Raw genomic sequence first — 24990 nt, 5'->3', positions numbered from 1 at the left:
GCCCGGCCTGCGGCTCACGCCTCGAACAGGCTGCCCTGCCGCGCCGCCGTGGGCGCCCTCGCGGGGCTGCGCCGGGGCGCCGGCTTCGGGCGTGGCGGCGGTTCCGGCGCCGCCTCCGGCCGGGCCCGGACGAGGCCGTCGGCGAATTCCAGCGAGAGGATGGCGGCCCGGCGGGCCGCGTCCGCGTCGCGCAGGGGCTGGCCCGCCTCGTCGCGCACCAGCGCATAGCCCCGGGCGAGCACGGCGCGGTAGCTGAGCGAGGAGAGCAGGGCTCCCTGCGCGGCGAGATGGTCGCGGCGGCGCTCGATCAGGCGGGCGCCCGAACTCTCCAGAAGGCTGCGGAGGGTGGCGAGCCGGTCGGCCCGTCGCGCCTCCACCGCCCGGGCCCGCTCCAGGGTCGCCCCCCGGGCCAGGGCGAGGCGCCCGGCGAGGTAGCCGAGCTCTCGCGACTTCGCGAGGGTGAAGTGCCGGAGCGCCAGGCGCGGCGCCTCGCCGATCCGCGCAAGTCGCTCCCGGGCCCGCGACAGGGCGAGGGCCGGCGAGCGGCGGGCGAGGCGTTCCGCGACGAGGCCGAGGCGCTCGCGGGCATCGCGGGCATTGGCCGCCAGCGCCGGGCCGAGCCGTGCCTCGGCGAGGTCGAGCCGCTGGCGCTTGAAGCCGAGATAAGACTCGGCGTTGGGAATGGCGCGGAGGAGCGCGCGCAGATCCGCCCGCTCGCGCTCGACCCGGCGCAGCATCGTGCCCGCCTGCCGCCGGCCGAGATCGGCGACGAGGTCGAGCAGATCCGCCTGCACGGGCACCGCCATCTCGGCGGCGCCGGTGGGGGTCGGCGCACGCCGATCGGCGGCGAAGTCGATCAGGGTCGTGTCGGTCTCGTGCCCCACCGCCGAGATGAGGGGGATCGCGCTCGCGGCGGCGGCGCGGACCACGATCTCCTCGTTGAAGGCCCAGAGATCCTCGATCGAGCCGCCGCCGCGGGCGACGATGAGCACATCGGGCCGGGGCAGGATGCCGCCGGGCTGAAGCTGGTTGAAGCCGCCGATCGCCGCCGCGATCTCCTCGGCGGCACCCTCGCCCTGCACGCGCACCGGCCAGACCAGAACCGGGCGGGGGAAGCGGTCCTCCAGCCGGTGCAGGATGTCGCGGATCACCGCGCCGGTCGGCGAGGTGACGACGCCGACGACCCGGGGGAGATAGGGGATCGGCCGCTTGCGCTCGGACGCGAACAGGCCCTCTGCGGCGAGCAGCTTCTTGCGCTCCTCCAGCAGCGCCATCCAGGCGCCGATGCCGGCGGGCTCCATCGTGTCGACGACGATCTGGTAGGAGGACTTGCCGGCAAACGTCGTGATCTTGCCGGTGACGACGACCTCCAGGCCCTCCTTCGGCTTCTGCCGCAGGCGGCCGAGCACGCCTTTCCACACCACCGCGTCGATCTTGGCGGCCCCGTCCTTCAGCGAGAAATAGGCGTGGCCGGAGCCGTGCGGGCCGCGATAGCCGGAGATTTCCCCGCGCAGGCGCACATGGCCGAAGCGGTCCTCCAGGGTGCGCTTGAGGGCGGCGGCGAGGTCGCCGACCGACCATTCCGGCGCATTGCCCGCAAGCACGCTGGAGGACGGCGTGTCGCCGCTCAGGGGCGGGGGGGCAGGCCGGGGCGGTGGGACGAGAGCCATGGCGCGGGACGCTAGGGGGCTCGTCCGGCCAGGTAAAGCCGGAACGATGCCGCGCGAGCGGGGAGGCTCAGAGCAGGGCCGCGAGAATCAGGGCGACGGTCAGGGTCGGCGCGACGGCGATGCCGACGGCCCATTGCCACCGATGCGCCCGCCGCGGCCGGCGGTTGTCGTTCACGGCCCGGAAGGTCGGCCGGCGGCTCACCACGTAGTCCGAAAGCGTCACACGCCTGATCTGCGGCGGAGCCGGAGGAAGGTGGGTCGTGTTGCGGCAGAGCGGCATGGCTTTCAACAACGTCGATGGCACCGCTCGCGTTCCGCGCGCTCGCGGAGGAAGTCGCCGTGCCCCGGATCGAGGCGGCCGCGTTCGAATGGCCCTTCCCCGGCGGCGCGTTTTGCGGTTTGGAGGGTGCCATGACCAGCTCTTCCCTCAACCTCCTGCTGATCGGCTCGGGCGGCCGCGAGCATGCCCTGGCCTTCGCCCTTGCCAAGTCGCCGCTCTGCGCGAAACTCTTCATCGCGCCCGGCAATCCGGGCACGGCCCAGCACGGCGAGAATCGGCCGGACCTTCCCGTGGGCGATCACGCCGCGGTCGTCGCCTTCTGCCGGGAGAACGGGATCGGCCTCGTCGTGGTCGGCCCCGAGGCGCCCCTGGTAGCGGGCCTCGTCGACGACTTGCAGGCGGCGGGCATCCGGGCCTTCGGGCCGACCCGGGCGGCCGCACAGCTCGAAGGCTCGAAGGGCTTCACCAAGGATCTCTGCGCCGAGCACGACATCCCGACCGCGGCCTACGCCCGCTTCACGGCCTTGGAGCCGGCGCTCGCCTATCTCGCCGCGTGTGGCGCGCCGATCGTGGTGAAGGCGGACGGGCTCGCCGCCGGCAAGGGCGTCACCGTGGCCGAGACGCCGGAGGCGGCCGAGGCCGCGGTGCGGGCGATCCTCGACGGATCGGAGGGCGCGGCCCTCGTGATCGAGGAATGCCTGTTCGGCGAGGAGGCGAGCTTCTTCGCCCTCTGCGACGGCACGCGGGCGATCCCGATCGGCACCGCCCAGGACCACAAGCGCGCCTATGACGGCGACAAGGGCCCGAACACCGGCGGCATGGGCGCCTATTCCCCGGCGGCGATCCTCACCCCCGCCCTTGAGCAGGAGGTGATGGCGCGCATCATCGCGCCGACGCTCGCCGGCATGAAGGCCCGGGGCACGCCGTTTGCCGGCATCCTCTATGCCGGGCTGATGCTGACCGCCGAGGGACCGAAGCTCATCGAGTACAACACCCGCTTCGGCGATCCCGAGGCGCAGGTGCTGATGCCGCGCCTCACCGGCGATCTCGTCCCGGCCCTGCTGGCGGCGGCCGAGGGCGATCTCTCCGGCGTCGCCATCGGCTACGACGACGCCCGCGTCGCTCTGACGGTGGTTCTGGCGGCCGAGGGCTATCCCGGCCCCGTGACCAAGGGCTCGACGATCAGGGGCGTCGCGCCGGTGACCGCCGGCGACGTGCTGGTCTTCCAGGCCGGCACCCGCCAGGACGGCGAGCGGCTCGTCGCCGATGGCGGCCGCGTGCTCGCGGTCACGGCTCTGGGCGCCAGCGTGCGCGAGGCCAAGGCCCGTGCCTACGAGGCCGTCGCCCGGATCGACTGGCCGGAGGGGTTCTGCCGACGCGACATCGGCGACCGGGCGGTGGCCCGCGAGGAGGCCGTCTCGGCCTGATCCCATGGCGGCACCCGGCCCGGATCCCCTGAGCCTCGCTTTCGCGGCGGCGCGCGAGGCGGCCGAAGCCGGCGAGGTGCCGGTCGGCGCCGCGATCGTGCGGGACGGGACGGTCCTGGCGGTCGCCGGCAACCGGCCGCGGGCCCTGCGCGACCCGACCGCGCATGCGGAGATCCTGGCGATCCGCGCCGCCTGCGCCGCCCTGGACGACGAGCGCCTGACGGGCTGCGACCTCTACGTGACGCTGGAGCCCTGCCCGATGTGCGCCGGGGCGATCTCCTTCGCCCGCATCCGCCGGCTCTACTACGCCGCCGCGGACCCGAAGGGCGGCGGCGTCGAGCACGGCCCCCGGGTCTTCAACCAGCCGACCTGTCACCACGCGCCGGAGGTCTATGGCGGCCTGCGCGAAGCGGAGGGGGCCGCCCTGCTGCGCGACTTTTTCCGGGAGCGGCGGGACTGAGCCCGCTTCCGCCGGAGCGCTGCCCTATCTCGCTCTTCACGGAGAATGCCGGAGGCGAGAGGTGTCCATGGTGCCGAGCTATCAGCGTGCGCTCATCGTCGGGGCAGGGCCGGGCCTCAGCGGCTCCCTCGCGCGGCTGTTCTCCGCGGAGGGAATGCGGGTCGGGCTCGCCGCCCGCAACGTGGGCAAGCTCGACGACCTAGCCCGCGAGACCGGGGCGGCCGCCCAGGCCTGCGACGCCACCGACCCGGCCGAGGTGGAGGCGCTGTTCGCGCGGATGGAGCCCTTCCTCGGCGGGGCGCCGGACGTGGTGGTCTACAACGCCAGCGACCGCCTGCGCGGGCCCGTGGCCGATCTCGATCCGGAGGCCGTGGCCCAGGCTTTGATGGTGAGCGCCTATGGCGGGTTCCTGGTGACCCAGGCGGCGGCCCGGCGCATGCTGCCCCACCGGCACGGGGCGATCCTGCTCACCGGCGCTTCTGCGAGCGTGAAGGGCTTTGCCGGCTCGGCCCCCTTCGCCATGGGCAAGTTCGCCCTGCGCGGCCTCGGTCAGAGCCTCGCCCGGGAATTGCAGCCCAAGGGCATCCACGTCGCCCATGTCGTGATCGACGGCGCCATCCGCAGCGCCGCCCGGCTCGAGCCGGAGGACGCGCCCAACAGCACCCTCGACCCGGACGCCATCGCGAAAACCTATCTCGGCCTGCTGCGGCAGGACCGCAGCGCCTGGGCCACCGAGATCGCGGTGCGGCCCTGGGTGGAGCGGTTCTGACGGCCGGACGAGATTCCGACGTGTCGCGGCTTGCCCTACTCCACGGGGAGCGCCCTGCGACGCTACCCGAAGAACCGCTCCAAAGCCGTCAGCGTCTCCGCCGGGCTCTCCTCCGCCAGGAAATGGCCGCAGGGGATCGAGACGCCCTCCGCCTTCGGCGCGAAGGTCCGTCGCCAAGTGTCGAGGGCGCTCTCGGGCTTGTCCTTGTCGAGATAGTCGCGGCTCGCGAGCACCAGCACCGGCATGCCGAGCCTGCGCCCGGCGGCGAGATCCGCGGCATCGGCCGCGCGGTCCGGCCCATCCGGGCCGCCGGCCCGGTAATCCTGGCACATGGCGTGGATACGCTCGGGCACGTTCCAGCTCTGGCGGTAGAGGGCAAGCGCCCGCGGGTCGAAGGCGGAGAGGTCCTTGGCCCCGGTCCAGTCCCGCAGCAGCCCCTCGAAATAGCCGTTCGGATCGCGCCCGATCGCGGTCTCCGGCTCGGGGGCGGGGCCGGCCAGGAACGGCCAGTGCGGGTTCATGCCGGGACGGGCCTCGATCCGCTCCCACTGGATCAGGGTCGGCACGATGTCGAGGAGGGCCAGGCGCTCGACCCGGCCGGGATCGTCCAGGGCCAGCCGGTAGCCGACCCGGGCGCCGCGGTCGTGGCCGGCGAGGGTGAAGCGGACATGGCCGATCCGCTCCATCAGGGCCACGATCTCCCGACCCAGCACCCGCTTCGCATAGGCCTCCACCCCGTCGTCGGGCGCCTGCGACCAGCCGTAGCCCTTGAGGTCGAGGCAGATCACCCGGTGCCCGCGCGCCAGCGCCGGGGCCACGCGGTGCCACATCGCGTGCGTCTGCGGGAAGCCGTGGAGCAGCAGCAGCGCGGGTGCCGCCGGGTCGCCCCCGGCCTGAGCGAAGACGCGGCCGCCCGGCCCCTCGACCCAGAGCGGGTCGAAGCCGGGAAACAGGGCGTCGGGCGTCGGATCCGGCATCGGGGTCTCCCGTTCGGAGGGGCGCGACGACAACCATCGAACCCGGCGGCGGCTCCGCGGGTGCGGGACGATTCACGAAGGCGGCAACTCTTTGAGAAACGTATAAATTGATCAAATTGCTCAATCGACAGGCATGCAATTTATTAAGGCGATCCGGTCATCATAGGTTGTTCCGATCGGTTGTAGCCCATGCCTCGCCAAGCTTTCGAAGAAGTCGCCCGGATCGCGTCCGATTGGTTCTGGGAGACCGATGAGGACGGGCGCTTCGTCCACCTCTCCGCGGATGTGGAGCGCTATACCGGCCGCGCGGCCTCCGACATGATCGGCCGCACCCGCACGGAGCTGGCCTGGACGGATGGGTCTGGGCGCCAGCCCGAATGCTTCGTGGCGATGGCCGAGGGCCGCCCGTTCCGGGATCTGGTCTACGCCTATCGTCACCCGGACGGCACGCCGCGCTGGTTCGAGCTGAGCGGCAAGCCGCGCCAGGACGCCCAGGGCCGCTTCGCCGGCTATCGCGGCGTCGGCAACGACGTCAGCGACCAGCATCGGACCCGGATGGCCCTCGCCGAGGCCCATGCCCAGCTGATCGAGCAGAACCGCCGCTTCGACGCCGCCCTGGAGAACATGACCCAGGGCCTGTGCCTGTTCGATCCCGAGAGCCGGCTGCTGGTCTGGAACCGCCGCTACCAGGACATGTTCGACCTCGCCGAGGGGCATCTGCGCGTGGGCATGAGCCAGCGCGAGATCGTCGAGATCCTGGTCGGCCTCCAGCGCTACAAGGCCGGCGCCACCGTGGATTCGCTCTGCGAGGGCACCCGCACCTCCCTCGTCAACGCGAACGCCAAATCCGTGCTGCGGGAGCTGGCGGATGGCCGGGTCATCGCCGCCACCCATCGCCCGATGGAGGGCGGCGGCTGGGTCGCCACCTTCGAGGACGTGACCGAGCGGCGGCGCAACGAGGCGCGCATCGTCCACATGGCGCGCCACGACGCGCTCACGGACCTGCCGAACCGCACAGCCCTGCGGGAGCTCGCCATCGACCTTCTGGAGCAGGGCAAGGCCGCGCCGAGCCTGCGCCTCGCCGTGCTGTGCCTGGATCTCGACCGCTTCAAGCCGATCAACGACAGCTTCGGCCACGGCACCGGCGACATGCTGCTGCGGGCGGTCTCCGAGCGCCTGCGTCAGCATGTGCGCGGGCGCGACGTGGTGGCCCGCCTCGGCGGCGACGAGTTCGCGGTGCTCTCCCAGGTGGAGGATCTCGCTGGCGCGGTCGGCCTCGCCCAGCGGCTGATCGGCGTCGTGAGCGCGCCCTACAGCCTGAACGGGCTCACCGCCGAGATCGGCATGAGCGTCGGCGTCACCCTGGCCGAGGGGGAGGGGGTGGACATCGACCGGCTCCTCAAGGACGCCGACCTGGCGCTCTACGAGGCGAAGGCGATGGGCCGCGGCACCTATCGCGTGTTCGAGCCGGAGATGGACGCCACCGCTCAGGGACGGCTGAGCCTGGAGCGGGAGCTGCGCGAAGCCCTGGCGCTGGGCCAGCTTGAGGTGCATTACCAGCCCCTCGTCGACCTCGCGGAGGACCGGGTGAAGGGCCTGGAGGCCCTGGTGCGCTGGCGGCATCCCGAACGGGGCCTCATCAGCCCCGTTCTGTTCATTCCCCTGGCCGAGGAGACCGGCCTCATCGTGCCGCTGGGCGAATGGGTGCTGAAGCAGGCCTGCCGGGATGCGGTGGGCTGGCCCGAGGAGGTCAGCATCGCCGTCAACGTCTCCGCCCTGCAACTGCGCCATCGCGGCTTCGCGGCGGCCGTGCTCTCTGCCCTGGCGACGAGTGGCCTCAGGGCGACGCGGCTCGAGCTCGAAATCACCGAGAGCGTCCTGCTCGACGACACGGAAGCCAATCTCGAGACTCTGCACGCCCTGCGCCGCCTCGGTGTGCGCATCTCCATGGACGATTTCGGCACGGGCTATTCGAGCATCAGCTACCTGCGCCGCTTCCCCTTCGACAAGATCAAGATCGACCGCTCCTTCGTGCGGGATGCCGGCGAGCGGGCGGAATCGAACGCGATCATCCGGGCGATCGTCGGCCTCGGGACCAGCCTCGGCATCACCACCCTGGTCGAGGGCGTCGAGACCGAGGCCCAGCTCGCCGCCGTGCGAGCGGAGGGCGCGCAGGAGATGCAGGGCTTCCTGTTCAGCCCGCCGCGCCCGGCGAGCGAGATCGACGTACTGTTCGCCGACGGGAAGAAGGGCGCCGCGGCGGCCTGAGCGCGGGCCGGACGAACCCGCCGGGCCGGCGGGTCAGGCGGGGGTGCTGCCCTCGCCGAGGCAATCGAGGGCGGCCTCGACCGTGCCGATCGCGTCGAGGAGCTTCTGCACGGTGCGTTCGACCTCCAGCGCCGGGCGGTCCATCAGGGCCGCGCGCTCGGCGACGGACTGGAGCTCCTCCAGAACCATGAAGAGGTCGTCGGCGATGGTCACGACATCGCAGCCCGCGGGCGCGCGCCGGGGATCGGGACGGCGGAAGGGGACGACGTTGCTCATCGCGGCCAGCTTTCACGGATTTCCCGGCTTCGCGCCACCCGTGCGTGCGCCCCTCTCCACATGAATGCGCCACCGCTGTGGCGCGGATGACAACCTCCCGTGGAGCGTGGTGAGTTTTTAGTGGCCGCCGGACATCACCTTCGCGCCAATCGGAACAGGATTCGTCAGTCCTCGGAGGCGTCGCGCCGGGCCGCGGGACGCGGTAAGCCACTGAGTCGGCGAAGGTCTCCGCCCGTGACGCGCCGCGCCGCGACGGCGCGCCGCCGGCGCCGCGTGCTTGACGGAACGGGTCCGGCAACCGCAGGTCGCCGCAAGCGCCGGCCTCCGGCGTCGTCCCGGGAGATCACCGATGCGCCTGCCGCACCTCGTCCTCGCTGCCTTCGCCGCGACCTTCGCCTGCGGCCTCGGTGCCTGCAGCAGCACGCATTCGGGTGGCCCCGGCCTGTCCGAGACCTTCAACACCGACAATTACCGCCGGTCCAACGACACCAACGGCACCCAGCGGCGCCCGGACGTGAACCGGCTCTACACGCAGCCGACGCTGCCGACGATCGGCAACCGCGGCTTCTGACGCGGGTTTTCCCCGAGGCTTGCGCACCGGAGCGGTGCGGCGGCGCGCGGAGGGCAGCATGGACGATTCCGAGGGCGGTCACCGCCTCGGCCGCTACGCGGATGGCCTGCTGAGCCTGCCGGGCGGTGTCGTGCGCGGCGTCGAGGAGGTGGTCCGGGTGCAGGCCCGGGGAACCGGCCCCGACGGGCTGGAGCGGGCCGGCGAAGCGGCGGGCAACCTTCGGCAGGCCCTCGGCCAGGGCGGCCCGCGTTCGCTGCCCCTGCGCCTCGCCCTCTCCACCGTGCGCGCGGGCCTGGGCCTGATCGAGGACGGGCTGCGCCCGGATCTCCAGGCCTCTCCGGTCGAGATCGGCTTCGCGGACGGCTCGACCGTGGTCGCCCTGCTGCCGGGGGAGGCCGCGGCTCTGATCCGTCGGGATGCGGCCATCGCCCGCGGCGCCCTCGAACGCCAGGCCCGCAAGGCGGCCGTGCCGCTTCCGGCGCCTCCGGTCGAGCCCGCCGCGCCGGCCGCCCTGCCGGACGGCACCGGCGACGCCCTCACCTCGATCTTCCGCTACGAGAAGCGCAACGGCCGCCTGCGCCGCGTCCCCGTCGAGCCGGGCGAGGACTGATCCGTCAGCCCGCGAAGGCGTCGACCGCATTGCCCGCGAGATTGGCCGCGCTCAGGCGTTCCGCCTCGCTCAACGCCGGGCGCAGCCGGTCGGGCAGGGCGGCGAGCAGGGCCGCCCGCTCCCGGGCGAGGCGCACCGCCTCTTCGACGGTGACCACCTCGAAGCGCAGCGCCTCCCCCGGCCGGCGCTGGGCGACCCGGCGCAGATCCGCCGAGATCACGGTGGCGATTTTCGGATAGCCGCCGGTGGTCTGACGGTCCGCGAGCAGGATGATCGGCGTGCCGGCCCCCGGCACCTGGATCGAGCCCGCCACCGTCCCGTCCGACACGATGTTGAATCCCTGTGGCCCATGGGCGATGCGGGGGCCGTCGAGCTGGCAGCCCATGCGGTCGGCGCGATGCGAGACCGTGAAGCGGCCGTGGCGCAGCGTGTCGAGGCCCTCCGGCGTGAAATGATCGGCCTGCGGGCCGAGCACCACCCGGATCGGTGCCTCCCGGTCGAGCGGGACCGGGTCGAGGCCGCGTTCGGTCCCGCCGAGGCCGGGCTCGGCGGCCGGATGAAGCCGGTCGCCCTCGCGCAACGGGCGTCCGTCGAGGCCGCCGATGGCCGCCCGCAGATGCAGGGCGGCGCTGCCCATCACCGCGGGTGCCCGGATTCCCCCGGCCAGCGCAAGCACGGCGTAGACACCGGCGCGGGGACGTTCGATCCGCAGGGTCTCTCCCTCCTGCAGGGTGAGGCTGCCGTCCTGGCCCACGGCCTCGCCGTCGCGGTCGAGCCGGCAGAGCGCCCCCGTCACCGCCACGCGCACCGGGCCGCCCTCGGCTCGGAAGCGACCGGAGGACAGGCCGAGCTCCAAAGCCGTGGCCTCCGGCTCGTTGCCGACGAGGAGGTTGGCCGCCGCATGCGCCAGGGGATCCATCGGCCCCGAGGCGGAGAGGCCGTAGCGCGCGAAGCCGCGCCGGCCGCCATCCTGCAGGGTCATGGCCGCCCCGCATTCCAGAACGAGGAGATGCCCGCTCACGGGTCGATCCGCTCGGCCACCGGCTCCCCGGCGGCGGCGGCGCGGTCGAGGGCCTCCCATGCGGAAGGCTCCACCGGCTCGAAGCGCACGGTGTCGCCGGGCTCCAGCAACACGAAGGGCGCGCGGCCTGGCATGAAGTTGCGCATCGGCGTGCGGCCGAGGAGATGCCATCCGCTCGGCGCGGCGATGCTGGCGACCAGCGCCTGGGCCCCGCCGATGGATATCGTCCCTGCCGGCGTCTGCGGCCGGGGGCTCGGCCGGCGTGAGAGGGCGAGGCTCGGGTCGAGCCCGCTCAGATAGGCGTAGCCGGGCAGGAAGCCGAGCATCGCCACCCGGTAGGTCGCGCCGCAATGGCGGGCGATCACCTCGTCCGGGCGGAGGCCGTGATGGGCGGCGACCGCTTCGAGATCGATGCCGAAATCCCCGCCATAGACTACGGGGATCCGCCAGGACCGCTGGCGGGCCGCTTCCGGCAGGTCGCCCCGCGCCAGCGCCAGAACCTGCGCCCCGAGGGCGACGGGGTCGGCCAGGACCGGATCGACATGGACGGTGAGAGACCGGTAGGTCGGCACGGATTCGCGAACGCCCTCGAGGCGCGCGCCGGTGAGGCGGGCATCGAGGGCGAGGACGGCGGCGTTGAGGTCGGCATCGATGGTGTCGCCGAACTCGATGGTGAAGGCGGTGTCGCCCTGCGGCAGGAGCCGTGGTTCGTCCGGCACGGGACTCCTAGAGGGTGTGGATCTTGCGCTCCGTCCCCTCATACACCTCCGCCTCGCCGCCCGTCGCCCCGCTGCGGTGCAGGGCTGCGTCGAGATTGTCCGGGTCGAGGGCCTGCTCCACGAAGACGCGGCCGCGATGGGTCATGTCGCGGGCGTAGCGCAGGCCCTGGTCGCGCAGATCGTCCGCGTAGGGACCGAGAGTCTGGTCTTCCTGCCGGGTGCGCGGCAGCAGCGCGCCGAGCAGCAGGCCCGCGGCGAGGCCGACCACGCCCACGAGCAGCGGGTTCTCGGACACGAAGGCCTCCGTGGCCGTGCGTCCCTCCCGGATCCGCTGGTATCCGCGGTCGGCGAGGTCCGCCGCCTGGGCGCGGTGGTGGTCGTAGCGCTCCGAGGCCCAGTCGCGGGCGTCGTCATAGGCATTCTCCGCGCGCCGCCGGGCCTCCTGGGCGGCATCGCCGACGCGCGACTTGAGATCGGCAGCCGTGTCCGTGGCCGTGTCGCGTGCCCGCTCGTAGGCTGAGCCAGCTGCATCGGCCGCCTGCGCGCCCGTCTCGCGCACCCGCTCGGCGGCGGCATGGGACGCTTCCCGCGCCGCCGTCAGAGCCTCTTCCTGTTCCCGGTCGATCCGCCGGGCGGCCTCGTCGAGGCTTCCGCCCCGGCCGGTGCCGCGGGGCATGCCCGCCTGGGCCGCGAGATCGTCCGTGAGGGAGCGTCCATCGTCGCCCGGCTTGTTCTGTCCACCCATGGCGCTGCTCCGATCTGTCAATGACATCGTCGTCCTCGTCGCGTTTCTCAGGCGATCCCGGCGCTTCCGGGGGGCGCTTCCGGGGGCAGGCCGGGGTTGATCGTCTTCGGACCCGGCCTCGCGCCCGGCCCGGGCACAGGCTCCGCCACGGCCACGGAGGCGGGCTTGCGCGCCGCATCCGTCTCCGTGAGCGTCGGAATCGTCGCCTTCGGCATCACCGGCTCGGCCGGCACGATCGCGCCGTTCCGGTATGGGCGCCGGGCCTCCCCGGAGATCCGGCTCATCAGCATGCCGACGCCCGCCGCGATCAGCAGCACGGGCACCGGGTTCTTGCGCACCGCCGCGAGCGCGTTGTCGTAGAGGCCGTTCAGGGTCGGGGTACGCCGGGCCGAGCCCAGCATCTCATCGACGAGGCTCGAAGCCGAGAGGCGCCCCTGCAGCTTATCGATGGTCTCGTCGAGCCGGGCGCGGCTCGCCTCGATGTCCCGTTCGAGATCGGAGATCGATTCACTCATCACGCCACGCGCTCCGCCGAGACCCGCTCCGAGAGGGCGCGGGCGTCCTGTCGCACCTGCCGGCTCGTGCGGGTGGGCGCCAGGTTCGAGACCGACATCGCCTTTGCCCCCACGAGGGCGAGGATCACCGCGACGAGGAGAAGGGCCCCGCCCACGATCAGCGCGGCGAGCCACTCCGAATTCACCAGCGTCGCCACGTATTTCACGAGGGCGCCGATCAGCACGAACAGGGCGGTGACCGCGAACACAGCCGCGGCGACCATCATCCCGAGCCCGATGAAGAGGCTCCGGACATTCTCCGTCATCTCCGTGCGGAAGAGCGCGATTTCCTTGCGGGCGAGGTCGCTCGCCTCGCGCAGCGCCTCGGCGACGAGGCCTTGAAGGGATGAGCCCGACATGTACGGCTCCTCAGGCCCGGTAACCGTCATAGGTGTCGGTCTCCGGCCGGCTCGTCGCCTTGACGAAGCGCGACAGCAGGAAGCCCGCCGCGAAGGTCGCCACGGCCACCGTCACCGGCGCCCGGCGGGCATAGGTCTCGGCCTCGGTATAGAGGTCGGCGAAGCTGCGCTGCTCGATGGAGCCGGCGAGGTCGTCCAGCCCTTCCGCGGCGGTGTCGAAGAAGGCCTTGAGGTTGGGCTTGTCCTCGAAGCTCTTGCCCGAGTCCCGCAGGGAGGCGGCGACGCTGGCGACGGATTGCGAGGCCTCGCCCTTCTTGCCCTCGGCGTAGCTGATCGCGTTGCTGCGCAGGGCCGCCGCGAAGCCGAGGCCGCGCTCGACCGCCGTATCGGCCAAGTCCTCGACCTCGTGCTTCACGTCCTGGAGGTCGGCAGGACGTCCCGTCTCCGGACCGGTTGCGGTGCCTGCGGCATCGGATGCGGGCATTGCGGGGCAGCTCCTCGAAAGCGTGGGGGCGGGGGCGACCGGGGCCGGACCTCCACCGCGTTGGATCTCGTCCGAGAAACATCGAGCGAACGACCGGGTTCCGCTCGCGGTGTACGAAAGCGTGACCATTTCATGTGGATGGATCGGCCGGGGCCGCCCCCCGCGCCGGCCCCCGCGTCAGCGGCCGTTCAGCTTCGGCACGGCACAAGGGGCCTCGTCGCGCCGCACTGTCGAAACCGGCTCCTTCGAGGCGCGACGGCCAAGGTTCCGGGCAGGCGGGATCGCGGCGTTTCCGGATGCCCCCTGCGAAAGCGGCACCCGAACCGCCACGCATTCCAGACTTGACCCGCGGGTAAGGTCGCGCTTGGCTGTCGTCACGACGGATCGCGCTCGGCTTCCGCGCGTTTCCTCTCACGTAAACGTCAATTGCGAGCGCGGGCCTCCCGCGCTCCCGACCGAGGACCGGAGCCCGCGTTCGTGGCACGTCTCATCATCGTTTCGAACCGCGTCGCCGTCCCGGCCGAGGGCAAGGACGCGGTTTCGGCGGGCGGCCTCGCCGTCGCCGTGAAGGAAGCGTTCTCCAGCTACGAGGGCCTCTGGTTCGGCTGGAGCGGCAACATCGTCGAGGATCCCGATCCGGAGCCGACCCTGATCGACCGCGGGTCGATCCAGTACGCGGTGATGGATCTCTCGCCCCAGGACCACAAGGAATACTACGCCGGCTTCGCCAACCGGGCGCTCTGGCCGATCATGCATTACCGCATCGGGCTGGGCGCCTATTCGCGCTCCGATTATTCCGGCTACCAGCGCGTCAACCAGGCCTTCGCCCGGGCGCTCGCCAAGCTCGTCGAGCCCGACGACCTGATCTGGGTGCACGACTACCACCTGATGCCGCTGGCGAGCGAGCTGCGCGGCCAGGGCATCGCCAACCCGATCGGCTATTTCCACCACATCCCCTGGCCGGCCGCGGACGTGTTCAACACCCTGCCGGCGAGCAGCGAACTCCTGCGCGCCATGGCCGATTACGACCTGATCGGTCTACAGACCGAGCCGGACGTCCAGAATCTGTCGCGCAATTTCATCGACACGATGCGCGCGATCCCCCTCGGCGGCGGCTCGCTCATGGTCGACGGCCGGCGCACGCGCATCCGCGCCTTCCCGATCGGCATCGACGTCGCCGGCTTCAAGGAGGCGGCGGACAAGGCCGGCTCCAACAAGGTGGTGCGCGAGACCATGGCGGGCCTGCGCACCCGCAAGCTCCTCATCGGTGTCGATCGCCTCGACTACTCGAAGGGCGTGCCCGAGCGCATGGAGGCGGTGGACCGCTTCTTCGCCTCCAACCCCGACCAGCGCGGCAACGTCGTCTACATCCAGATCACGCCGAAATCCCGCAGCGAGGTGCCGGAATACGAGCAGCTCTCCCGCGAGGTGAACGAGAAGGTCGGCGACATCAACGGCACGCTCGGCGAGCCGGCCTGGACGCCGATCCAGTACGTCACCAAGGCCTATCCGCGCCCGGTGCTGGCCGGGCTCTACCGGGCGGCCCGGGTCGGCCTCGTGACGCCGATGCGCGACGGCATGAACCTCGTGGCCAAGGAATACGTGGTGGCCCAGAGCGAGGAGGATCCGGGCGTCCTCGTCCTCTCCAAGTTCGCCGGTGCCGCCCGGCAATTGCCCGAGGCGCTGCTCGTGAACCCTTACGACCGCTTCGAGGTGGCCGAGGCGATCCGGCAGGCGCTCTACATGCCCCGGACCGAGCGCCTGGAGCGCTGGAAGCCGATGATGGAGCGCATGGCCCGCGAGGATGTGGATTGGTGGGCGCGCAACTTCATGACGGAGCTGGAGGCCTTCCGCACGGTCGAGCGCCAGCCGCCGAGGACTGCGGCGGCGGCCGAGTAGCTGCCGCGCCTTTCCGCCGTATCGAGAATCGGTAAACCTCGACCGTCGGCCCGGGTTTCGCGTCCGGGACGCGGCGAGGCCGTTGCGTATCCTGGACGACGAGGCTGCATGATCGCGATCGAAGAGGGCGTGCCCGCCCCGCTCGGTGCCCACTTCGACGGACGCGGCGTCAACTTCGCCGTCTTTTCGCAGAACGCCACGGCGGTCGAGCTCTGCCTGTTCGATCCGAATTCCCGCATCGAACGGCAGAAATTCCTGCTGCCCTGCCGGACCGACGACATCTTCCACGGCTACCTGCACGGGCTGCTGCCGGGCCAGCTCTACGGCTACCGGGTGCACGGCCCCTGGGATCCGGCGGCGGGCCACCGCTTCAATCCGGCCAAGCTCGTGATCGACCCCTATGCCCGCGAGGTGCGGGGCCGGATCCGCTGGCACGATTCCCTCTACGCCCATCGCCGCGGCGGCCCGCGGGAGGACCAGATCGACCGGCGCGACAGCGCCCCCTACATGCCCCGCGGCGTCGTCACCCAGCCGGAGACGGCCGATCCCACCGCCCTGCCGCTCAACCGGCCGCTCGGCGACACGGTGATCTACGAGGCGCATGTGAAGGCGCTGACGATGACGCATCCGGCCCTGTCGCCGGCCGAGCGCGGCACCTATCTCGGCCTTGCGCATCCGGCGATCATCGAGCACCTGCTCAAGCTCGGCGTCACCGCCCTGGAGCTCCTGCCGATCCAGGCCTTCGCCGACGACCGCTTCCTGGTCGAGAAGGGGCTCGTGAATTTCTGGGGCTACCAGCCCTACAACTACTTCTCGCCCGAGCCGCGCTACCGCGGGGAGGGGGGCATGGGCAGCCTGCGCTTCGCCATCCGCGAACTCGCCGCCGCGGGCATCGAGACCATCGTCGACGTGGTCTACAACCACACCGCGGAGGGCGACCGCACCGGGCCGACCCTCTCCTTCCGCGGCCTCGACAACGCGAGCTACTACAAGCTCCGGCCCGAGGATCCGCGCGAGACCCTGGACTGCACCGGCTGCGGCAACACCCTGGACGTGTCCCACCCCCGGGTGATGCAGATGGTGCTCGATTCCCTGCGCCACTGGGTGCTGCGCTACGGGGTGGCCGGCTTCCGCTTCGACCTCGCCTCGAGCCTCGGCCGCGCGCCGCACGATTTCGATCCCCGCGCCGCCTTCTTCCAGGCGGTGGCGCAGGATCCGGTCCTGGCCCGGGTGAAGCTCATCGCCGAGCCCTGGGACGTGGGTGCGGGCGGCTACCGCCTCGGCGGCTATCCCTATGGCTGGAGCGAATGGAACGACCAGTTCCGCGACAATCTCCGCGCCTTCTGGCGCGGCGATGCCGGCGCGCTCGCCAAGCTGACGCAGGGGCTGTCAGGCTCGCGGGAGATCTTCGCGCCGTCCGGCCGCTCGCCGCTCGCCAGCATCAACTACGTCGCCTCCCATGACGGCTTCACCCTGGCCGACGTCGTCAGCTTCGAGGACAAGCACAACGCGGCCAACGGGGAGGAGAACCGCGACGGCCACAACCACAACCTCACGCGCAATTACGGGGTCGAGGGGCCGACCGACGATGCCGCGATCCTGTCGGTGCGTGCGCGCCAGAAGCGCAATATGCTCGCCACCGTCTTCCTCGCCCAGGGCGTGCCGATGCTGCTGATGGGCGACGAGCGCTCACGCAGCCAGGGCGGCAACAACAACGCCTATTGCCAGGACAACGCCGCGAGCTGGATGGACTGGGAGACCGATCCCGATCCGGCGCTCGCCGCCTTCGTGTCCAATCTCGCGGCCCTGCGCCGGGCCTGCCCGGCCCTGCGGCGGCGCAGCTTCCTCGTCGGAGCGGCGGTCGACGGCGACGGGCTCAAGGACGTGCACTGGCTCTCGCCGGACGGCACGGAGATGGAGGGCGAGGCCTGGGGCGAGGGCGAGCGCAGGGCCTTCGGCATGCAGATGGGCAACGATGCCGGCAGCACCGAGCGCGTGCTCGTCCTCATCAACGCCGCCGAGGCCGATTGCGGCTTCGCCCTCGCGCCGGTGATCGCCGGCCCTTGGCGGCCGGTCTTCGACACCACCCTGCCCGAGGGCAAGGTGCTCCCCGGCCATCGCGATCCCTTCGGCGCGGAGGCGGTGGTGCCGATGCCCGGCCGCAGCCTGCTGGTGCTGAAATCGCCGGCCCGGCATCAGGCCGTTTCGCCGGCCTCCGCCGATTCCTTCGCCCGGGCGTAGAGGGCGGCTTCGGCCGCGATCAGCTCGCGCCCGAGCTTGAGCGACTTGTAGCTGTCGCCGGAGGCACGCACGGCGTCGATCGCCGCGATGTAGGGCGACAGGCTCGGGGCGGCGTCCATCAGCTGGTTGGCCAAGGCCACGAACTGGTTCTCAGCCTCGAACGGGTTGTCGACCAAGTACATCACCTGCAGCAGCACGTAGAGCTTCTTGCAAGGCGTGTCGGCCTCGCTCTCGGTGATGATGTCGCTCTCGCGCAGGAACTTGGTGTTGGTCTCCAGCACGAAGCTCGCCCGGCGGTCGCCGTTGCGGATCGCGGCATTGCCGATGATCAGGCGCTCGTTGGGCTTGAGATCGATTCTGAGGGGCATCGCAGGGGATCTCGCAAGGCGTGTCGTGGAGACCGAATATGGCCCGACGCCCATTAAGAAGCGGTCAACCACATCGGCTAAGAACCGGTCAACCACATCGAAGACGAAGCCGGGGTCCCGGCAAATCCTGACAATCGAAGTAAGGTTTCGGAAGGCCGCGGCGGCTTGAAGTCGGGTCACTCCAGAACGGGGTGCATCAGATCAGAAGGATCTACCCACCATGGCTTCCGTCAACCTCACCGCCGCCGTCCGCCAGAACCTGCTCTCGCTGCAGGACACCGCCTCGCTGACCGCGACGACCCAGAACCGCCTGTCCACGGGCCTGAAGGTGGCCTCTGCCCTCGACAGCCCGGTCAACTACTTCACCTCCCGCTCCCTGTCGAACCGCGCCTCGGATCTCGGCGGCCTCCTCGATTCGATCTCGAACGGCGTTCAGACGATCCAGGCGGCCAACCAGGGCATCACCTCGATCCAGAAGCTGATCGACTCGGCCAAGTCGACCGCCAACCAGGCGCTCTCGACGCAGCTGTCGACCACCGGCACGGCCTCGACGGCTTTCGCGACCCCGTCTGCCAACACCACCGTGAAGTTCTACGTGAACGGCACCGCGAAGTCCGCTTCGCTCACCACGAGCGACACGATCGACACGGCCATCGCGACGCTCAACACGCAGGCCGGCTCGACGATGTTCTCGAAGGACACCACCGGCAAGAAGATCGTGCTGAACTCCAGCGCCGACGTGGAATTCGCGACGACCGCCGACCAGACCACGCTCGGCTTCACGGCCGGCACCGGTTCCTCCACGACGGCCAAGTACGGCACGGGTAACGACGCCGTTGGCCAGAGCGCCGATCTCACGGTGGCCGGTGTCGATACCCGCGCCAAGCTCGCCGACCAGTACAACGCCCTGCTGACCCAGATCACGCAGCTCGCCAAGGATTCGAGCTACAACGGCGTGAACCTGATCAGCAACGGTGACACGTCGAACAAGCTGCACATCGCCTTCAACGAGAAGGACACGGCGAACCTCGACGTCCAGGGCCAGGACCTGACCTCCGACGGCCTCAAGCTGAGCTCGATCACCCTCGGCAGCAGCGGCACGGGCAAGTTCCTGCTCGATACCGACATCAACTCGACCATCAAGAGCCTGGGCACGGCCTCGGACACCCTGCGTGCCGCGAGTTCGACCTTCGGTTCGAACCTCTCGGTCGTGCAGAACCGTCAGGACTTCACCAAGCAGGTCATCAACGTGCTCAACCAGGGTGCGTCGAACCTGACCGCGGCGGACCTGAACGAGGAAGCGGCGAATTCGCAGGCGCTGACCACCCGCCAGTCGCTTGGCATCTCGGCGCTGTCGCTGGCCAACCAGGCGCAGCAGGGCATCCTGCAGCTCCTGCGCTGATCCGGGCAGAGGCGGAAGATCTCGAAGAGACGGCCGGGGAAACCCGGCCGTTTCGTTCGTGACGCGGTGATTTTGGGCCAAGACCCCGGCACGGCAAGCAAAATTCGAAGTTGCGTTAACCTGCGGGAAACCAAGTCGTGGTGCATTAACCCTAATGCCGACATAGGCATGTGCTCACCACGGATTGCATCCCATGTCATCCAGCGTCACCCTCTCAGCTGCGACCCGGCAGAACCTTCTTTCCCTTCAGGACACGGCTACGCTCACCGCGACGACCCAGAACCGTCTCGGTACCGGCCTGAAGGTCTCCTCGGCGCTGGACAATCCGGTGAACTTCTTCACCGCCCAGAGCTTCAGCAGCCGGTCCGGCGACCTGAGCGCGCTCCTCGATTCGATCTCGAACGGCGTTCAGACGATCCAGGCGGCCAACCAGGGCATCACCTCGATCCAGAAGCTGATCGACTCGGCCAAGTCGACCGCCAACCAGGCGCTCTCGACGCAGCTCTCGACCACCGGTACGGCCTCGACGGATTTCGCGACCCCGTCTGCCAACACCACCGTGAAGTTCTACGTGAACGGCGCCGTGAAGTCCGCGTCGCTCACCACGAGCGACACGATCGACACGGCCATCGCCACGCTCAACACTGCCGCCGGTTCCACGATGTTCTCGAAGGACGTCTCCGGCAAGAAGATCGTGCTGAACGCCAGCGCCGACGTGGAATTCGCGACGAACACCGACCAGACCACGCTTGGCTTCGCAGCGGGCACCGGCTCGACGGCGGCCAAGTACGGCACTGGCAACGCCGTCCAGGGGAAGAGCTCCGACCTGACGGTGGCCGGCGTCGATACCCGCGCCAAGCTCGCCGAGCAGTACAACAGCCTTCTGGTGCAGATCACGCAGCTCGCCAAGGATGCGAGCTTCAACGGCATCAACCTGATCAGCAACGGCGACCCCTCGAACAAGCTGCACATCGCCTTCAACGAGAAGGACACGGCGAACCTCGACATCCAGGGCCAGGACCTGACCTCCGACGGCCTCAAGCTGACGGCGATCGGCCCGGATTCCGGCACTAATGTCGGCCGTGGCAGCTTCCTGCTCGACGCGGACATCAAGTCGACGCTCTCCGCCATCGGCACGGCCTCCGATACCTTGCGTGCCGCGAGCTCGACCTTCGGTTCGAACCTCTCGGTCGTGCAGAACCGTCAGGACTTCACCAAGAAGCTCGTCAACATCCTCGATACCGGCGCGTCGAACCTGACGAACGCCGACCTGAACGAGGAAGCGGCGAATTCGCAGGCGCTGACCACCCGCCAGTCGCTTGGCATCTCGGCGCTGTCGCTGGCCAACCAGGCGCAGCAGGGCATCCTGCAGCTCCTGCGCTGATCCTTCCTTCTCCGCAGGCGGAAACGGCCGGGGCTTTGCCTCGGCTTTTTCTTTTGGAGAAGCGGCGCCGGCTTTGGAGTTCCGCCCGGCCCTGGCGTAGGAAGGCGGGGCAGAGAAGGAGCGGGCGATGACGGCAGCTGCGGCGAAGGTGACGGTGGTCGATCACCCCCTGGTCCAGCACAAGCTGACCCTGATGCGCGACGTCTCGCGCTCCACCAAGGGGTTCCGCGAACTCCTCAACGAGATCGGGATGCTGCTCGCCTACGAGGTGACCCGCGACCTGCCCCTGGAGCCCGTGACTATCGAGACGCCGCTCCAGCCGATGGAGGGCCGGCAGATCGCCGGCAAGAAGCTCGTCCTTGCCCCGATCCTGCGGGCCGGCGTCGGCTTCCTCGACGGCATGCTCTCGCTGATGCCCTCGGCCCGCGTCGCCCATGTCGGGCTCTATCGCGATCCCGACACGCTCCAGGCGGTCGAGTACTATTTCAAGTCGCCTTCCGATCTCGCCGACCGCACGGTGCTGGTGCTCGATCCCATGCTCGCCACTGCCAATTCCGCGGTCGCGGCGATCGACCGGCTGAAGAGCCGCGGGGCCAAAGATCTGCGCTTCGTCTGCCTGCTCGCGGCGCCCGAGGGCATCGCGCGCCTGCAGGAGGCCCATCCCGAGGTGCCGCTCTGGACGGCCGCGATCGACGATCGGCTCAACGACCACGGCTACATCACGCCCGGACTGGGCGATGCCGGCGACCGGATGTACGGCACGCGCTGAGACCCCGCCGGGCTTGCCAAGCGGATCATAGGCCGCGACGAGAACGTTCTCCGCCGGACCGGACGCCGATCCGGCGCGCGCGAGAGCATCAGAACGAAGGCCCGGAGACGCGTCCCGCCTCGAAGGCTCGGGCACGGCTGCGGGCCTCGGAGGAGGACACCCGATGCCGTCGAACCCGCTGCCCGAGACCATGCGCCAGATCCGCTTCGCGGAGGCGGGCGGCCCGGAGGTCATCCGCGTCGAGGCGGCCCCGGTGCCGCGGCCCGGCCCGGGGCAGGTGCTGATCGAGGTCGCCGCCGCCGGGGTGAACCGGCCGGACGTGATGCAGCGTCAGGGCCATTATCCGCCGCCGAAGGGCGCCACCGAGATCCCAGGCCTCGAAGTCGCCGGGCGCATCGTCGCCCTGGGCGAGGGCGTGGGCGGCTTCTCGCAGGGCGAGGAGGTCTGCGCCCTGGTGATCAGCGGCGGCTATGCCGAGTTCGCCGTCGCCGAAGCCGGCCAGTGCCTTCCCAGGCCCAAGCCCTTGTCGCTGATCGAGGCGGCCGGCGTGCCGGAGACCTTCTTCACCGTCTACAGCACGGTGATGCAGCGCGCCCGCCTGCAGCCCGGGGAGACCTTCCTCGTGCATGGCGGTTCGAGCGGCATCGGCTCGACCGCGATCCAGCTCGCCAAGGCGCATGGGGCCAAGGTCATCACCACCGCGGGCTCGGCGGAGAAATGCGCCTTCTGCGAGGCGCTCGGCGCGGATGCCGCCATCAATTACCGCGAGGCGGATTTCGCGGAGGAGGTGAAGCGGCTCACCGAGGGGAGGGGGGTCGACGTGATCCTCGACATGGTCGGGGCCGCCTACCTGCCGAAGAACGTCGCCTCGCTAGCGGTGGAGGGCCGCCTCGTCATGATCGCCTTCATGAAGGGCTACAAGGTCGACAGCCTGACGCTGACCCCGATCATGCTCAAGCGCCTCACTCTCACCGGCGCGACGCTCCGGGCCCAGGCCAAGGAGGCCAAGGCGGCGATCGCCGAGGGCCTGCGCAAGGATGTCTGGCCGCTCCTCGAGGCGGGCAAGGTCAAGCCGGTCATCCACGCCACCTTCCCTCTGGAGGAGGCGGAGAAGGCCCATGCGCTCATGGAGACGAGCGCGCATCTCGGCAAGATCCTCCTCGTCACCGGCCGCTGAGGCAGCGGCTGATCTTTCCGCATCTTGGCGAAAGTCGTCGGCCACCTTTCGCGAACAGGCCGCGAGCCGGAACTCTCCTGCGAAGCCATACGTTGGCCGAACATCACGATTTCGTGTCGGCTCGGCCGGCACGGTGGCTTCGCAGGATGAGGTAGAGATGGCTGAAATCGAGACCACGACCGAGGCGCGCCAGGGGCGGCGGGGCCGCCCGGTCCTCTACGTGCTGATCGGCAGCCTGGCGCTGCTCGCGATCTACATGGTCGGCATGCTGACATGGTCCGGCACCGACGCCACGAAGGACCATGCCTCCCAGAGCCAGGATTCGGCCCGGGAACTGACCACGGGCTCGGTCAACGGCAACAAGTCCTCGCCGGCTCCCACGGCCACCCCGGCGGAGAACCCGGCCAACCCGGTCCCAGCCAAGCCGAACGCGCAGTAGGCGCGGGACCGCTCGAACGAGAACGGCGCGCGGGTCCGACCCGCGCGCCGTTTCTTTTCGAGAGGGTGTCGAACCATCAGCGGGTCGGGATCGGGGTCTCGCCGCGATAATCGTAGAAGCCGCGCTTGGTCTTGCGGCCGAGCCAGCCGGCCTCGACGTATTTCACCAGGAGCGGGCAGGGACGATACTTCGAATCGGCCAGCCCCTCGTAGAGCACCTGCATCACCGAGAGGCAGGTATCCAGGCCGATGAAGTCGGCGAGCTGGAGCGGCCCCATCGGGTGGTTGGCGCCGAGCCGCATGGCGGTGTCGATCGCCTCGACCGAGCCCACGCCCTCGTAGAGCGTGTAGATCGCCTCGTTGATCATCGGCAGCAGGATGCGGTTGACGATGAAGGCCGGGAAATCCTCCGACATGGTCGGCGTCTTGCCGAGCTTGCCGATGAAGACCTTGGCCGACTCGTAGGTCGCGTCCTCGGTGGCGATGCCGCGGATCAGCTCCACGAGCTGCATCACCGGCACCGGGTTCATGAAGTGGATGCCGATGAAGCGCTCCGGCCGGTCCGTGGCGGCGGCCAGACGCGTGATCGAGATCGACGAGGTGTTGGTGGCGACGATCGCGTCCGGATGCAGGGAACTGCAGAGCGTCTGGAAGATCTGGCGCTTGGTGCTCTCGTCCTCGGTGGCCGCCTCGATCACGAGGTCGCAGCCGCCGAGATCGCCGAAGCTCTTGGCCGGCTTGATCCGGCCCATGGCCTCGAGGCGCTGCCCGTCCGTGAGCGTGCCCTTCTGGACCTGCCGGGCGAGATTCGCGTCGATCAGGGCGAGGCCGGCCTCGATCCGCTCCGGCTCCCGGTCGTTCAGGCAGACATCGAGTCCAGCGACGGCGCAGACATGGGCGATGCCGTTGCCCATCTGCCCGGAGCCGATCACGCCAACGGTTTTGATCTCGATACCCATGTCCCGATCCGCGCCCCGGTTACGGCGATGCCGTGTTGGACCGGCCGTCTCGCCCGGCCAGAATGCGGCGCCGCAACAATCACGTCAAACCGGTTTCGTAGAGCATTTCCTGCTGAGAAGAAGCCCCCATTCCGGCTGAAAATACAAAATCCGGCCTGGCGTCGCGGATGCGCCGGGCCGGATCGGTCCCGTGTCAGCCCTTCGCCTTGGCGACGGCCTCCTTCAATTCGGGCACGATGGTGAAGAGGTCGCCCACCAGGCCGTAATCGGCCACCTGAAAGATCGGCGCGTCCTCGTCCTTGTTGATCGCGACGATGACCTTGGAATCCTTCATGCCGGCCAGATGCTGGATCGCGCCGGAGATGCCCACCGCCACGTAGAGGTCGGGGGCAACGACCTTGCCGGTCTGGCCGACCTGCCAGTCGTTCGGGGCGTAGCCGGCATCGACCGCGGCGCGGGAGGCGCCCACCGCCGCGCCGAAGGCGTCGGCGAGCGGCTCGATCACTTCCTTGAACTTGTCGGAGGAGCCGAGCGCCCGTCCGCCGGAGACGATGATCTTGGCCGAGGCCAGCTCCGGACGGTCGGACTTCGCGATCTCTTCGCTCTTGTAGGCAGCGCCGAGGGAATCCGGCGCGGGGGCCGATACCGTCTCGATCGGGGCCGGGCTGCCGCCCTCGCCGGTGGCCTTGAAGGCGGCCGTGCGCACGGTGATCACCTTCTTGCCCGCGGGCGCCTGCACCGTCTGGATGGCGTTGCCGGCATAGATCGGCCGCTCGAAGGTATCGGCCGAGACCACCTTGATGATGTCGGAGACCTGGGCGACGTCGAGGAGCGCGGCCACCCGCGGCAGGGTGTTCTTGCCGGTGGTGGAGGCGGAGGCGACGATGGCGTCGTAAGGGCCGGCAATCGCCGCGATCAGGGCGGCGCTGGTCTCGGCGAGGTCGTGATCGTAGGCCGCGTCCTCGGCATTCAGCACCTTCTCGACGCCGTCGAGCTTGGCGGCGGCTTCCGCCGCGCCCTTGCTGTTGGAGCCGAGCACCAGGGCGTGGATCGGGGCGCCCAGTTCCTTGGCGGCGGTGAGGGCCTTGAGCGTGCCGTCCTTGATCTGGGACTCGGCGTGCTCGACGTAGAGCAGTGTCGTCATGGGATGACCTCGAAGGGGT

At 70.3% G+C, this 24990-nt stretch carries 26 protein-coding genes; 13 read left to right on the top strand and 13 right to left on the bottom strand.

Annotated elements, in window-relative coordinates; translation table 11 throughout:
• Positions 1-14 precede the first annotated feature (14 nt).
• Both xseA and MFF21_RS17750 read right to left on the bottom strand, forming a co-directional pair.
• Positions 15-1670 (bottom strand): exodeoxyribonuclease VII large subunit, encoded by a 1656-nt coding sequence (xseA, locus tag MFF21_RS17755; protein WP_238312624.1) that lies wholly within the window; start codon positions 1668-1670, stop codon positions 15-17.
• A 67-nt stretch (positions 1671-1737) separates the two neighbouring features.
• Positions 1738-1893 (bottom strand): hypothetical protein, encoded by a 156-nt coding sequence (locus MFF21_RS17750; protein ID WP_238312623.1) that lies wholly within the window; start codon positions 1891-1893, stop codon positions 1738-1740.
• A 188-nt stretch (positions 1894-2081) separates the two neighbouring features.
• Here MFF21_RS17750 and purD point away from each other — a divergent pair, with 188 nt between their 5' ends.
• The 3 genes from purD to MFF21_RS17735 all read left to right on the top strand — a co-directional run bounded on the left by purD (position 2082) and on the right by MFF21_RS17735 (position 4606).
• Positions 2082-3377 carry a phosphoribosylamine--glycine ligase gene (gene purD / locus MFF21_RS17745; RefSeq protein WP_238312622.1) on the top strand — a complete coding sequence of 432 codons (1296 nt, stop codon included), beginning with the start codon at positions 2082-2084 and terminating at the stop codon, positions 3375-3377.
• Positions 3378-3381: 4 nt separating this feature from the next.
• On the top strand, positions 3382-3837 hold the full coding sequence (locus MFF21_RS17740; protein ID WP_238312621.1) for a nucleoside deaminase: 456 nt from the start codon (positions 3382-3384) through the stop codon (positions 3835-3837).
• Between the two features lie 67 nt (positions 3838-3904).
• A complete protein-coding gene (locus tag MFF21_RS17735; RefSeq protein ID WP_238312620.1) occupies positions 3905-4606 on the top strand; it encodes an SDR family NAD(P)-dependent oxidoreductase in 702 nt (233 codons plus the stop codon).
• Between the two features lie 62 nt (positions 4607-4668).
• Here MFF21_RS17735 and MFF21_RS17730 read toward each other — a convergent pair whose 3' ends face one another.
• Complete coding sequence (locus MFF21_RS17730) at positions 4669-5583, bottom strand: alpha/beta fold hydrolase (RefSeq protein ID WP_238312619.1); 915 nt, start codon at positions 5581-5583, stop codon at positions 4669-4671.
• Between the two features lie 189 nt (positions 5584-5772).
• Here MFF21_RS17730 and MFF21_RS17725 point away from each other — a divergent pair, with 189 nt between their 5' ends.
• Positions 5773-7851, top strand: a complete 2079-nt coding sequence (locus MFF21_RS17725; protein ID WP_238312618.1) for a putative bifunctional diguanylate cyclase/phosphodiesterase — start codon at positions 5773-5775, stop codon at positions 7849-7851.
• Between the two features lie 33 nt (positions 7852-7884).
• Here the strand turns inward: MFF21_RS17725 and MFF21_RS17720 are convergent, their stop codons facing one another.
• Positions 7885-8127 (bottom strand): hypothetical protein, encoded by a 243-nt coding sequence (locus tag MFF21_RS17720; protein ID WP_238312617.1) that lies wholly within the window; start codon positions 8125-8127, stop codon positions 7885-7887.
• A gap of 349 nt (positions 8128-8476) precedes the next feature.
• Between MFF21_RS17720 and MFF21_RS17715 the strand changes: the two genes are divergently transcribed.
• Complete coding sequence (locus tag MFF21_RS17715) at positions 8477-8698, top strand: hypothetical protein (RefSeq protein ID WP_238312616.1); 222 nt, start codon at positions 8477-8479, stop codon at positions 8696-8698.
• A gap of 58 nt (positions 8699-8756) precedes the next feature.
• Positions 8757-9308 carry a hypothetical protein gene (locus MFF21_RS17710; protein ID WP_238312615.1) on the top strand — a complete coding sequence of 184 codons (552 nt, stop codon included), beginning with the start codon at positions 8757-8759 and terminating at the stop codon, positions 9306-9308.
• Between the two features lie 4 nt (positions 9309-9312).
• On the opposite strand, the gene MFF21_RS17705 is transcribed toward MFF21_RS17710, so the two are convergent.
• The 6 genes from MFF21_RS17705 to MFF21_RS17680 are packed head-to-tail and all read right to left on the bottom strand — an operon-like array spanning position 9313 to position 13190.
• Positions 9313-10329 carry a 5-oxoprolinase subunit C family protein gene (locus MFF21_RS17705; protein WP_373325044.1) on the bottom strand — a complete coding sequence of 339 codons (1017 nt, stop codon included), beginning with the start codon at positions 10327-10329 and terminating at the stop codon, positions 9313-9315.
• On the bottom strand, positions 10326-11090 hold the full coding sequence (gene pxpB / locus MFF21_RS17700; RefSeq protein ID WP_238312614.1) for a 5-oxoprolinase subunit PxpB: 765 nt from the start codon (positions 11088-11090) through the stop codon (positions 10326-10328). Before pxpB ends, MFF21_RS17705 begins: the two co-directional genes overlap by 4 nt.
• Positions 11056-11793 (bottom strand): hypothetical protein, encoded by a 738-nt coding sequence (locus MFF21_RS17695; protein WP_238312613.1) that lies wholly within the window; start codon positions 11791-11793, stop codon positions 11056-11058. Before MFF21_RS17695 ends, pxpB begins: the two co-directional genes overlap by 35 nt.
• A 47-nt stretch (positions 11794-11840) precedes the next feature.
• On the bottom strand, positions 11841-12308 hold the full coding sequence (locus MFF21_RS17690; RefSeq protein ID WP_238312612.1) for a DUF3618 domain-containing protein: 468 nt from the start codon (positions 12306-12308) through the stop codon (positions 11841-11843).
• Positions 12308-12706: a phage holin family protein gene (locus tag MFF21_RS17685; RefSeq protein WP_238312611.1), complete on the bottom strand. Its 399-nt coding sequence runs from the start codon at positions 12704-12706 to the stop codon at positions 12308-12310. The genes MFF21_RS17690 and MFF21_RS17685 overlap by 1 nt, the downstream gene beginning before the upstream one ends.
• A 10-nt stretch (positions 12707-12716) precedes the next feature.
• Positions 12717-13190, bottom strand: a complete 474-nt coding sequence (locus MFF21_RS17680) for a hypothetical protein (RefSeq protein WP_238312610.1) — start codon at positions 13188-13190, stop codon at positions 12717-12719.
• A gap of 477 nt (positions 13191-13667) precedes the next feature.
• Between MFF21_RS17680 and otsA the strand changes: the two genes are divergently transcribed.
• Positions 13668-15089 (top strand): alpha,alpha-trehalose-phosphate synthase (UDP-forming), encoded by a 1422-nt coding sequence (otsA, locus tag MFF21_RS17675; RefSeq protein ID WP_238312609.1) that lies wholly within the window; start codon positions 13668-13670, stop codon positions 15087-15089.
• A 108-nt stretch (positions 15090-15197) separates the two neighbouring features.
• Positions 15198-17330 (top strand): glycogen debranching protein GlgX, encoded by a 2133-nt coding sequence (gene glgX / locus MFF21_RS17670; RefSeq protein ID WP_238312608.1) that lies wholly within the window; start codon positions 15198-15200, stop codon positions 17328-17330.
• Here glgX and MFF21_RS17665 read toward each other — a convergent pair.
• Positions 17285-17698 carry a flagellar biosynthesis repressor FlbT gene (locus tag MFF21_RS17665; RefSeq protein WP_238312607.1) on the bottom strand — a complete coding sequence of 138 codons (414 nt, stop codon included), beginning with the start codon at positions 17696-17698 and terminating at the stop codon, positions 17285-17287. The genes glgX and MFF21_RS17665 overlap by 46 nt on opposite strands.
• Positions 17699-17918: 220 nt before the next feature.
• On the opposite strand from MFF21_RS17665, the gene MFF21_RS17660 reads away from it, so the two are divergent.
• From MFF21_RS17660 to MFF21_RS17640, 5 genes are all read left to right on the top strand, one after another.
• The gene (locus MFF21_RS17660) at positions 17919-19100 is read left to right on the top strand and encodes a flagellin N-terminal helical domain-containing protein (protein WP_238312606.1); all 1182 of its coding nucleotides are present in this window, start codon (positions 17919-17921) and stop codon (positions 19098-19100) included.
• A gap of 193 nt (positions 19101-19293) precedes the next feature.
• Positions 19294-20484: a flagellin N-terminal helical domain-containing protein gene (locus MFF21_RS17655; protein WP_238312605.1), complete on the top strand. Its 1191-nt coding sequence runs from the start codon at positions 19294-19296 to the stop codon at positions 20482-20484.
• A gap of 127 nt (positions 20485-20611) precedes the next feature.
• Positions 20612-21253 (top strand): uracil phosphoribosyltransferase, encoded by a 642-nt coding sequence (upp, locus tag MFF21_RS17650; protein WP_238312604.1) that lies wholly within the window; start codon positions 20612-20614, stop codon positions 21251-21253.
• 163 nt (positions 21254-21416) lie between these two features.
• A complete protein-coding gene (locus tag MFF21_RS17645) occupies positions 21417-22430 on the top strand; it encodes an NAD(P)H-quinone oxidoreductase (RefSeq protein WP_238312603.1) in 1014 nt (337 codons plus the stop codon).
• Between the two features lie 157 nt (positions 22431-22587).
• Complete coding sequence (locus tag MFF21_RS17640) at positions 22588-22869, top strand: hypothetical protein (RefSeq protein ID WP_238312602.1); 282 nt, start codon at positions 22588-22590, stop codon at positions 22867-22869.
• Between the two features lie 76 nt (positions 22870-22945).
• Here the strand turns inward: MFF21_RS17640 and MFF21_RS17635 are convergent, their stop codons facing one another.
• Both MFF21_RS17635 and MFF21_RS17630 read right to left on the bottom strand, forming a co-directional pair.
• Positions 22946-23827 (bottom strand): 3-hydroxybutyryl-CoA dehydrogenase, encoded by an 882-nt coding sequence (locus tag MFF21_RS17635; protein ID WP_238312601.1) that lies wholly within the window; start codon positions 23825-23827, stop codon positions 22946-22948.
• A gap of 193 nt (positions 23828-24020) precedes the next feature.
• Positions 24021-24971: an electron transfer flavoprotein subunit alpha/FixB family protein gene (locus tag MFF21_RS17630; protein ID WP_238312600.1), complete on the bottom strand. Its 951-nt coding sequence runs from the start codon at positions 24969-24971 to the stop codon at positions 24021-24023.
• Between the last annotated feature and the right edge of the window lie 19 nt (positions 24972-24990).

It is taken from the genome of Methylobacterium organophilum (genome assembly GCF_022179465.1).
In the GTDB taxonomy this organism is placed as follows: domain Bacteria; phylum Pseudomonadota; class Alphaproteobacteria; order Rhizobiales; family Beijerinckiaceae; genus Methylobacterium; species Methylobacterium organophilum.
Note: the sequence above shows the minus strand (reverse complement) of the source record. Positions and strands in the feature narration are given on the sequence as shown.